Source organism: Wenzhouxiangella sp. XN79A (assembly GCF_012272825.1).
Classification (GTDB): Bacteria; Pseudomonadota; Gammaproteobacteria; order Xanthomonadales; family Wenzhouxiangellaceae.
Map to the genome: position 1 here is coordinate 4972 of NZ_JAAWWS010000171.1, position 9984 is coordinate 14955.

Consider the following 9984-nt stretch of genomic DNA (forward strand, 5'->3'; position numbering starts at 1 on the left):
TCCCGGGGCCGGCGAAGCCGGAACCCGGGATCTCGTGACGAAAATTGCCGTTCGAACCGTGGCGCCAGCATCACGAGATCCCGGGTTCGCCTTCGGCGCCCCGGGACGACGGAGGAGTGGAGGAGATCCCGAGTTCGCCTTCGGCGCCCCGGAACCTGCCGATGCCGGCGCTTCGGTTCGACGGGCGATTTCGTCACGAGGTCCCGGGTTCGCCTTCGGCGCCTCGGGACGACGGAGGTGTAGAACAGGTCCCGGGTTCGCCTTCGGCGCCCCGGGATAACGGAGGAGTGGAGGAGATCCCGAGTTCGCCTTCGGAACCCCGGAACCTGCCGATGCCGGCGCCTTTCTACGTCTCGTCATCCCGAGGCCGGCTCCTCTCCAAATCTCGTCATCCCGGGGCCGGCGCCTTTCTACTTCTCGTCATCCCGGGGCCGGCGAAGCCGGAACCCGGGATCTCGTGACGAAAGTTGCCGTTCGAACCGTGGCGCCAGCATCACGAGGTCCCGGGTTCGCCTTCGGCGCCCCGGGACAGCGGAGGAGTGGAGGGCGCGCTCCGATGGGTTCGACTGTGGAGGGCAGTTTCCGCGTGAACAGTCGAGCAGGACTTTCTGCACACAAAGCGCGGCGAGGGGTTTGCTACATTTCATCGCCCTGCCCGATCACCGGGTCTTCGATCCATCGACGAGAACCGAGCATGTCCTCCACGTTGTTGCGTTCCACCCTGTTGATTCCATTCGCTTTTGTCGCTGCCGCGGCTTCGGCTCAGGCGCCCATCGTTCAGCCCGGTGCACCTGGCCAGCCGCCGCGGGCGCTGTCGGCCGAGGAGGCCACGGCGGTGGCGGGGACGCGGTTTTCCGCCGCCGACGTGCAGTTCATGCAGGACATGATTCCGCACCACCACCAGGCCACGCAGATGGCGGCGCTGGTGGCGGATCGGACCAACTGGGCGCCGCTGGTGGACATCGCCGGGCGCATCGACGCCGCCCAGGCCGACGAAATCGAGTTCATGAAGCAGTGGCTGGCCGATCGCGGACAGGAGGTGCCGGATCCGGCGGCGCACCACCACATGCACATGAGCCACGAGATGGCGGGCATGGCCTCCATGGCGCAGATGGAGCAGCTGGCGGCCTCCGAGGGCGTGGCCTTCGACCGGCTGTTCCTGGAGCTGATGATCGCCCACCACGAGGGCGCGATCACGATGGTCGACGACCTGCTCGAGCAGCCGGGCTCGGCCTACGACCCGACGCTGTTCGAGTTCACCAGCGATGTGGTCAACGATCAGACCGCCGAGATCGAGCGGATGGCCGAGATGCTGGCCTCGATTTCCGAAGACCCGCGGGCGACCCTGAAGCCGGGCATCTTCGACGCCGGTTCGGCGATTTCGAACCTGGCGCTCGTGGCCGAGCTGCCGCGCCCGAACGGCTTCTTCGACCCCGAGAACCCGGGCGACCTGCCGCTGGCGCGGGTCGAAGAGCTGGCGGCGATGCCGGAAGACGCCGCGCCGGAGACGGGGCTGAGCGACGACTGGGGCAATGAGGACGAAGACGAAGAAGGCTCCGATTCCGAGCGTCCGCGCCGTCCGCTGTTGAGCTTCTCGAACACGGACATGGCCTTTGCCGGCGACGTGCTGGTGGCCGGCAGCTACCACGGCTTCAACGCCTACCGCCTGAACGAGGGCGGCGTGCCGGAGCTGATCAGCTCGGTGGTCTGCCCGGGCGGGCAGGGCGATGTGTCGATCGTCGGGGAGTTGCTGATCATGTCCGTCGAAGAGACCCGTGCGCGGTTGGACTGCGGGCTGGAGGGCGTGATCGGCGACGTGTCCGAGGAGCGCTTCCGCGGTCTGCGCATCTTCGACATCTCCGACCTGACCGCGCCGGTGCAGGTGGGTGCGGTGCAGACCTGCCGTGGGTCGCACACGCACTCGGTGGTGTCGGCCGACGACGAGCGCATCGTGGTCTACAACTCGGGCACGGCGCAGATCCGCGACCAGGACGAGCTGGCGTTCTGCTTCGACGACGTGCCGGGCGATGTGCGCACGGCGCTGTTCCGCATCGACGTCATCGAGATTCCCGTGGCGGACCCGTCGCAGGCGCGCATCGTCGACTCGCCGGCGGTCTTCGCCGATGAAGAAACCGGCGCGCTGGCCGGCCTGTGGCGCGGCGGCGACCACGGCGAGGGCACGCAGGAATCGCGCTACACCAACCACTGCCACGACATCACCGTGTTCCCCAGCCTGAACCTGGCGGCCGGCGCCTGCTCGGGCAACGGCATCCTGTTCGACATCACCGACCCGCTGGCGCCGAAGCGCATCGACGCGGTCGTCGATCCGGGCTTCGCCTACTGGCACTCGGCCACCTTCAACAACGAAGGCACCAAGGTGCTGTTCACCGACGAGTGGGGCGGCGGCATGCGTCCGCGCTGCCGGCCGTCGGACCCGCGCACCTGGGGCGCGAACGCGATCTACGACATCGTCGACGGCCAGCTGGAGTTCCAGGGCTACTACAAGATCCCGGCGCCGCAGGGCGAAACGGAAAACTGCGTGGCCCACAACGGCTCGATCATCCCCGTGCCGGGACGCGACCTGTTCGTCCAGGCCTGGTACCAGGGCGGGCTGTCGATCATGGACTTCACCGATTCGGAGAACGCCGTCGAGATCGCCTACTTCGATCGCGGGCCGATCGATTCCGAAGAACTGGTCACCGGCGGCTACTGGTCGACCTACTGGTTCGACGGCCGCATCTACGGCACGGAAATCGTCCGCGGCCTGGATGTCTTCGCGCTGACGCCGAGCGAGTACCTGACCGAGAACGAGATCGCCGCGGCCGAGCTGGCCGTCGACGGCGGCGTGTTCAACCCGCAGCAGCAGTTCGTCGTCACCTGGCCCGACGTGCCCGTGGTGGCGCGGGCGTATGTCGACCAGCTGAACCGCGTCGCCGCCCTGGACGGCCGCATGGCCAGCGACCTGGACCGCGCGCTCCGCGAAGCCGATGTCCTGCTCGAAACCGACGCGAAGGACGCCGGCCTGGCCAGCCGGCTCGAGGCGCTGGCCGGCGTGCTCGAAGGCGAGCCCGCGCCGGATGCGAAGAGCGGCGAGCGGATGGTGAAGCTGGCCGGCGTGCTGGAGGGGGTCGCCCGCGCGCTGCGGTAAGCCGACCCTTCGCCCGCAAGCGGCCTCCAACCGGCCTTCGATCGGGCGCTGCGCTCGCTCGACTGTTGGAGGGCGCTTGCGCGCGAACCGATCCGGCCACCCTTCGCCCGCAAGCGGCCTCCAACAGGCCTTCGATCGGGCGCCGGTGCTGATTCGCCTGTTGGAGGGCGCTTGCGCGCGAACCGCCCGGCCCACCCTTCGCCCGCGAGCGGCCTCCAACAGGCCTTCGGTCCGGCGCCGCGCTCGATTCGCCTGTTGGAGGGCGCTCGCTCGCGAACCGTCCGATCCACCCTTCGCCCGCAAGCGGCCTCCAACAGGCCTTCGTTCGGGCGCAGCGCTCGCTCGCCTGTTGGAGGGCGCTCGCTCGCGAACCGTCCGATCCACCCTTCGCCCGCAAGCGGCCTCCAACAGGCCTTCGTTCGGGCGCAGCGCTCGCTCGCCTGTTGGAGGGCGCTTGCGCGCGAACCGTCCGATCCACCCTTCGCCCGCAAGCGGCCTCCAACAGGCCTTCGATCGGGCGCCGGTGCTGATTCGCCTGTTGGAGGGCGCTTGCGCGCGAACCGTCCGATCCACCCTTCGCCCGCAAGCGGCCTCCAACCGGCCTTCGATCCGGGGTTGCGCTTGCTTCACCTGTTCAGCGAACCGGTCGGGTCGAGTCCCGCGGACCGGTTTTCGCGACGCGGGATGTTTACGATAGGCGCCAGTCTCCAGAAGGATGTTCGAAATGCGCCTGGTTCCGATGATGCTTTCCCTGGCTTTCCTGCTGCTGGCCGCGCCGCTTTCGGCCCAGGACGACGACGGGCTGCGCCCGGTCACCCACGAGGACGTCTGGCTGATGAAACGGCTGGGGTCGCCGGTGGTCAGTCCGGACGGGCACCACGCGGTGGTCTCGGTGATGGAGCCGTCGTACGAGAAGGACGGCGACGTGACCGACCTGTGGCTGATCACCGTCGACGGCAGCGCGCCGCCGCGCCGGCTGACCGCCACGCCCGGCGGCGAGAGCGGGGTGGACTGGGCGCCGGACGGCTCGGCGATCGCGTTCTCGGCCAAGCGCGGCACCGACGAGGACGCGCAGTCGCAGATCCACGTGCTGCCGATGGACGGGCCCGGCGAGGCCGTGGCCATCACCGACCTGTCGACCGGCGCATCCAACCCGAAGTGGAGCCCGGACGGCACGATGATCGCGTTCGAAAGCTCGGTCTGGCCAGACGCGCAAGGCGACGAGGCCAACGCCGAGCGGACCAAGGCCGAGGAGGACGACGGCATCAACGTCTCGCGCTACGAGATCTTCCCGATCCGGTCCTGGAACACCTGGCGAGGCGAGAAGCAGACGCGGTTGTTCGTGCAGGCCGCCGAGCCGGGTGCGGAGGTCACGGACCTGCTGTTCGGCAGCGAGCTGGTGCAGAACCCCGGCTACGAGGGCGGGCTGGACGCGGCCTGGACGCCCGACGGCGAGGCGCTGGTGATCACGGCCACGGAGAACCTGGACGAGGCCGCCTTCAACGACGTGCGGCGCCACCTGTACCGCGTGCCGCTGGCCGGCGGCGAGCCGGAGCTGCTGACCTTCGGCGACTTCAGCTGCACCGGCGCGATGTTCTCGCCCGACGGCGAGCAGGTCTACTGCAGCTACGAGCCGATCAACGACTACGTCTACAACCACAACGAGATCGCCCGCGGCGACTGGACCGGCGCGGCCATCGACGGCGAGCTGCAGGTGCTGACCGCGGACTTCGATCGTTCGGTCAGCGGCTTCGATCTTTCGCTGGACGGCCAGACGCTGTACTTCAACGCCCACGACCTGGGCCACACCCGGCTGTTCGCGATGCCCTCGGGCGGTGGCCCGGTGCGCGCGCTGGACGCGGATTCGGCCGGCGTGTACGGCGGCCCGCAGGCGGCGGGTGATCGGCTGGTGACCACCTGGGAAAGCGGCGTGGTGCCGGCCGAGCTGGTTCGAGTCGACCCGGCCGGGGGCCAGCACGTGGCGCTGACCGAGTTCAACGCCGAGCGCGCGGCCGAGCTGGACCGGCAGGCGTTCCGCAGTTTCTGGTTCACGTCCTCGAAGGGCCGGCGCATCCACAACTGGCTGGTGTTGCCGCCGGACTTCGACGAGAACGAGCAGTACCCGCTGGTGCTGTTCATCCACGGCGGGCCGTTCAGTTCGTCGCTGGACGCCGACCACGTGCGCTGGAGCCCGCACCTGCTGGCCGCGCCGGGCTACGTGGTGCTGCTGACCGACTACACCGGCTCGGTGGGCTACGGTGCGGAGTTCTCGCGCAACATCGAGGGTGATCCGCTGAAGACCCCGGGCGAGGAGCTGGTCGAGGCGGCCGACGTCGCCACCGAGCGCTTCGGCTTCATCGATCCCGACCGCCAGGCCGCCAGCGGCGCCAGCTACGGTGGCCACCTGGTCAACTGGCTGCTGGCCACCACCGACCGCTTCGACGCGCTGGTCGGCCATGCCGGCCTGGTCGATCTGGAAGGCCAGTACTCGACCAGCGACGTGATCTACCACCGCGAGCGCATGAACGGCGGCCCGGCCTGGGGCGACAGCCCGGTCTGGCGCGAGCAGAGCCCGTCGAGCTACGTCGACAACTTTTCCACCCCGACGATGCTGACCATCGGCGAGAAGGACTTCCGCGTGCCGATCAACCAGACGATCGCCGCGTGGTCGTACCTGCAGCGCATGCAGGTGCCGTCGCGCCTGCTGGTGTTCCACGACGCCGACCACTGGATCATGAACGGCAAGGAAGCGAAGTACTTCTGGGACGAAGTGCATGCGTGGCTGGCGGAGTACCTGCAGCCCGGCGACTGAGCGCGCTCTCCGGCCTGTTGGAGGGCGCTTACGCGCGAACCGGGTGGGCTCCGATCTTCGCCCGCAAGCGGCCTCCAACAGGCCTTCTGTCGAGCGCGCCGCCCGGTTCACCTGTTGGAGGGCGCTTGCGCGCGAACCGGTCGGGCCACCCTTCGCCCGCAAGCGGCCTCCAACAGGCCTTCTATCGAGCGCGCCGCCCGTTTCACCTGTTGGAGGGCGCTTGCGCGCGAACCGGTCGGACCACCCTTCGCCTGCAAGCAGCCTCCAACAGGCCTTCGATCCGGCGCTGCGCTCGATTCGACTGTTGGAGGGCGCTTGCGCGCGAACCGGTCGCTCCACCCTTCGCCCGCAAGCGGCCTCCAACAGGCCTTCGGTCCGGCGCCGCGCTCGATTCGACTGTTGGAGGGCGCTTGCGCGCGAACCGGCCGGGCCACCCTTCGCCCGCAAGCGGCCTCCAACAGGCCTTCGGTCCGGCGTTCCGCTGATTTCGCCTGTTGGAGGGCGCTCGCGCGCGAACCGGCCGGGCCACCCTTCGCCTGCAAGCGGCCTCCAACAGGCCTTCGATCCGGCGCTGCGCTCAGTTCGACTGTTGGAGGGCGCTTGCGCGCGAACCGGCCGGGCCACCCTTCGCCTGCAAGCAGCCTCCAACAGGCCTTCGATCCGGCGCTGCGCTCGCTCGACTGTTGGAGGGCGATTGCTCGCGAACCGGCCGGGCCACCCTTCGCCTGCAAGCAGCCTCCAACAGGCCTTCTATCGAGCGCGCCGCCCGTTTCACCTGTTGGAGGGCGCTTGCGCGCGAACCGGTCGGGCCACCCTTCGCCCGCAAGCGGCCTCCAACAGGCCTTCTGTCGAGCCCGCCGCCCGTTTCACCTGTTGGAGGGCGCTTGCTCGCGAACCGGCCGGGCCACCCTTCGCCTGCAAGCAGCCTCCAACAGGCCTTCTGTCGAGCCCGCCGCCCGTTTCACCTGTTGGAGGGCGCTTGCTCGCGAACCGTTGGGGCCACCCTTCGCCCGCAAGCGGCCTCCAACAGGCCTTCTGTCGAGCTAGCCGCCCGGTTCACCTGTTGGAGGGCGCTTGCGCGCGAACCGGCCGGGCCACCCTTCGCCCGCAAGCGGCCTCCAACAGGCCTTCTGTCGAGTCCGCCGCCCGGTTCACCTGTTGGAGGGCGCTTGCGCGCGAACCGGTCGGGCCGCCCTTCCGGAGGGAAAGGAACTCAGCCGCGTGTGTTGCGGGTCGGGAACTCGGCGAAGATCTCGGCCACGGCATCCGAGATCGCAGCGCTCGGGTTGGTCAGCGCGCGTTCGGTCAGGCGGCCTTCGACCCGGCCTTCCCAGATCAGCTGCATCCGCTCGGCGTCGACCAGGTCGATGTTGGCGGTGCCGACGGTGTAGTTGAAGGTGTCGACCTCGGTGGTGTAGACCGGCCAGGCGGTGTACATGCCGTAGCGATAGCCGTAGTAGCCGGTGGCAAAGGTCGCGTTCATGCGCGGCCGGGTGTAGACGTCCTGCTTGTCCTCGGCGTTGGCGAAGAAGTTCACCAGCAGGTCGGGGCTCTCGTCGACGTAGCGATAGCCCAGCGCTTCCATTTCACGTCTGGCGGCCTGCTTGAAGTACTGGGTGATCGATGTTTCGTAGCCGCCGCGGTCGGTGCCCATTTCCTCGGGCCAGCCGAAGGTCTGGTACGCGGTGAAGTCGACCTGCGGCATGGCGTGGGTGGTCACGCGCGGGCCGGTGGCGCAGCCGGTGATGACGAGCGCCAGCAGGGTCGCAAGCAGGATTCGGGCGTTGAAGCGAAGGTTCATGGTTCGATCCTCGGTCGGGATGGATTCAATTCTGACGCATGCGCCTTCCGGCGGCTTGACGTTGGTCAAGACCCGTGGGCCTGTCCGTGCCGTTCCATCGCGGCGTTGTCCAGGTCGTCGGCCTCGCGCCAGGCATCACGGTCGGTGGCGCGCCGGACATAGCCTTCGAAGGCCGGGCGCTTCTCGAGCGTGCCGAACTGCAGGCCGAAGTTGATCTGCGAGGCCACGTAGACGTCGGCGGCGGTGAAGCGCTCGCCGCACAGGTAGTCCGACCTCGAGACCGCGGCCTCGAGCGTGTCGAGCACGCGCTGCATGTGGCCATAGCCGACGAAGGCTTCCTGCTCCGGCTTCAGTTCCACGCCGAGCGCTGCGTTGGTGATCGCGGCCTCGACCGGACCGGCGGCGAAGAACATCCAGCGGTAGTAGTCGGCGCGCCGTTCGGTCGGCGGGGCCAGGCCGTTGTGCGGGAACGCATCGGCCAGATAGGCGCAGATCGCGGCGCATTCGGTGACGATCGCGTCGCCGTGCTGGATCGCCGGCACCTTGCCCATCGGGTTGATCTGCCGGTAGGCCGACTCGCTCATGCTGGTGCCGTAGAGCAGGTATTCGGTGGTGTACTCGGCGCCCACTTCGTGCAGCATCCAGCGCACGATGCGGCCGCGCGAGCGCGGGTGGGTGTAGAGCTTCAGTTCCGACATCGGAGCAGTTCCCGGAAGGTTCGGACTTACTCTACGGCGCAGCCGGCGGCTTGTCGATGCCGACCCCTTTGATTCGAAGCGCAGTCGCGGTATCGTGAAACGGGCCGAAGATTGCAGCGACTTCTGCAGACCGGCCCGACCGACCACAGCAAGGGAGCCGACCATGACCGAATCCAGCCGAAAGGAATTCATCGCCGAACTGAAGGACAAGCTCGACGAGGCCGACGAGCGGATCGATACGTTGGAGCGAAAGTTCGAGGAGGCCAGCGGAGATGCCCGCCAGGAATACCGCAAGCGCCTCGACGAGCTGAGGGAGCAGCGCGAGCGCGCCGGGCGCAAGCTGCAGGAACTGCGCGACGCCGGCGACGACTCCTGGCAGGGCATCAAGGACGAGGCCGAGCAGGTCGGGAAGGCGCTGCGCAATTCGTTCAACTATTTCAAGTCGCACTTCCGCGACTGAGCGCGCAACGCCACGGCGAGCGCGCACCGGAAAGCCGACATCGATGATCGACGAGGGCTATACCAAGTACCGGGTCGATTGGCAGCTCGACGATCCCGTGCCGGCCGAGGAGGTCGCGGCGCTGGACGCCTGGCGCCGGCGGCTGTACGCGGCCGGGCTGGTCGGCCACGACCCGGAGCACGATGTCGGGTACGGCAACATCAGCGTGCGCGCCGGCGACGGGTTCATCATCAGCGGTACCCGGACCGGGCACATCGTCGAGACCGACGCGCGCCACTACAGTCGCGTGACCGACTACTCGATCGACGACAATGTCGTGACCTGCCGTGGGCCGGTGCAGGCCTCCAGCGAGGCGCTGACCCACGCTGCCATCTACGAACTGGACGCGGCCATCGGAGCCGTCGTCCACGTCCACAGCCGGCCGTTGTGGACGACCTGCAAAGGTGTGCTGCCGACCACCGGCGCGAGCATTCCCTACGGCACGCCGGACATGGCGCGCGAATTCCAGCGGCTGTACCGCGAAACCGCGCTGGCTGCCGACGGCGTGGCCGTGATGGCGGGCCACGACGACGGCATCATCGCCTTCGGTCGCGACATTGAGGAAGGCGCAGAGCGCATCCTGGCGCTGACGCCCTGAACCTTCGCCCGCAAGCGGCCTCCAACAGGCCTTCCATCGAGCGCGCCGCCCGTTTCACCTGTTGGAGGGCGCTTGCGCGCGAACCGGCAGGGCCACCCTTCGCCTGCAAGCAGCCTCCAACAGGCCATCGATCCGGCGCCGGCGCTTCGCTTCAGCGGCAATCCACCGCTGCCGACCGAAGGCGATGCTTGTGGGAGCGAGCTTGCTCGCGAAGGCCGGAACCGGCCACCCTTCGCCCGCAAGCGGCCTCCAACAGACCTTCGATCCGGCGTTCCGCTCGCTTCGCCTGTTGGAGGGCGCTTGCGCGCGAACCGGCCGGGCCACCCTTCGCCCGCAAGCAGCCTCCAACAGGCCATCGATCCGGCGCCGGCGCTTCGCTTCAGCGGCAATCCACCGCTGCCGACCGAAGGCGATGCTTGTGGGAGCGA

The 9984-nt window shown here is 68.6% G+C and carries 6 protein-coding genes; 4 read left to right on the top strand and 2 right to left on the bottom strand.

Features of this window, described 5'->3' with window-relative positions; all coding sequences use genetic code 11:
• Positions 1-835: 835 nt before the first annotated feature.
• Both HFP89_RS15675 and HFP89_RS15680 read left to right on the top strand, forming a co-directional pair.
• Complete coding sequence (locus tag HFP89_RS15675) at positions 836-3148, top strand: DUF305 domain-containing protein (RefSeq protein ID WP_206212412.1); 2313 nt, start codon at positions 836-838, stop codon at positions 3146-3148.
• Positions 3149-3872: 724 nt separating this feature from the next.
• Positions 3873-5960: a S9 family peptidase gene (locus HFP89_RS15680; RefSeq protein ID WP_168718625.1), complete on the top strand. Its 2088-nt coding sequence runs from the start codon at positions 3873-3875 to the stop codon at positions 5958-5960.
• A 1213-nt stretch (positions 5961-7173) separates the two neighbouring features.
• Here the strand turns inward: HFP89_RS15680 and HFP89_RS15685 are convergent.
• Both HFP89_RS15685 and HFP89_RS15690 read right to left on the bottom strand, forming a co-directional pair.
• Positions 7174-7761: a DUF4136 domain-containing protein gene (locus HFP89_RS15685; RefSeq protein WP_168718626.1), complete on the bottom strand. Its 588-nt coding sequence runs from the start codon at positions 7759-7761 to the stop codon at positions 7174-7176.
• A 65-nt stretch (positions 7762-7826) separates the two neighbouring features.
• Positions 7827-8459, bottom strand: a complete 633-nt coding sequence (locus HFP89_RS15690) for a glutathione S-transferase family protein (protein ID WP_168718627.1) — start codon at positions 8457-8459, stop codon at positions 7827-7829.
• Positions 8460-8622: 163 nt separating this feature from the next.
• Between HFP89_RS15690 and HFP89_RS15695 the strand changes: the two genes are divergently transcribed.
• Positions 8623-8919, top strand: a complete 297-nt coding sequence (locus HFP89_RS15695; RefSeq protein WP_168718628.1) for a hypothetical protein — start codon at positions 8623-8625, stop codon at positions 8917-8919.
• 43 nt (positions 8920-8962) lie between these two features.
• Positions 8963-9556 (top strand): class II aldolase/adducin family protein, encoded by a 594-nt coding sequence (locus HFP89_RS15700; protein ID WP_168718629.1) that lies wholly within the window; start codon positions 8963-8965, stop codon positions 9554-9556.
• Positions 9557-9984 lie beyond the last annotated feature (428 nt).

Excerpts from the sequence above, each read along its gene's own strand:
- HFP89_RS15680 (WP_168718625.1), top strand. The coding sequence starts at position 3,873 with ATGCGCCTGGTTCCGATGATGCTTTCCCTGGCTTTCCTGCTGCTGGCC.
- HFP89_RS15685 (WP_168718626.1), bottom strand. The coding sequence starts at position 7,761 with ATGAACCTTCGCTTCAACGCCCGAATCCTGCTTGCGACCCTGCTGGCG.
- HFP89_RS15690 (WP_168718627.1), bottom strand. The coding sequence starts at position 8,459 with ATGTCGGAACTGAAGCTCTACACCCACCCGCGCTCGCGCGGCCGCATC.
- HFP89_RS15695 (WP_168718628.1), top strand. The coding sequence starts at position 8,623 with ATGACCGAATCCAGCCGAAAGGAATTCATCGCCGAACTGAAGGACAAG.
- HFP89_RS15700 (WP_168718629.1), top strand. The coding sequence starts at position 8,963 with ATGATCGACGAGGGCTATACCAAGTACCGGGTCGATTGGCAGCTCGAC.